The organism is Burkholderia sp. SIMBA_051 (genome assembly GCF_046534915.1).
Classification (GTDB): Bacteria; Pseudomonadota; Gammaproteobacteria; order Burkholderiales; family Burkholderiaceae; genus Burkholderia; species Burkholderia ambifaria.
In genome coordinates this window covers 1-261 of record NZ_JAWRXS010000450.1, presented here as the reverse complement: position 1 = coordinate 261, position 261 = coordinate 1, and the positions used below count along the sequence as shown (strand labels likewise).

Genomic DNA, 261 nt, shown 5'->3' with positions numbered 1-261 from the left:
CGCCTCGCCGAGGCCCGCGACATTGCCATGCCCGAAGATCGCGAACACGCCGCCGAACAGCGGCTCGGTGCCCGTGCCGTCTTCCGTCTCGACGCGTTGCGCGGCGAGATAGCGGACCACGGCCTGCGCGGCCGTCAGACGGATCGTGCCGTCAGCCGACACCTGCGCGGCCGTTTCAGGCGAGGTCGTCACATCGTGATGCAACGCACGTTGGTTCATGCTGCCTGCTCCTGACGGATGGTATGCGAACCCGCCGCATGC

At 68.2% G+C, this 261-nt stretch carries 1 pseudogene; it reads right to left on the bottom strand.

What is annotated here, in order from left to right:
• Positions 1-219: pseudogene (locus SB771_RS35240) on the bottom strand (3D-(3,5/4)-trihydroxycyclohexane-1,2-dione acylhydrolase (decyclizing)); the annotation flags it as partial.
• Between the last annotated feature and the right edge of the window lie 42 nt (positions 220-261).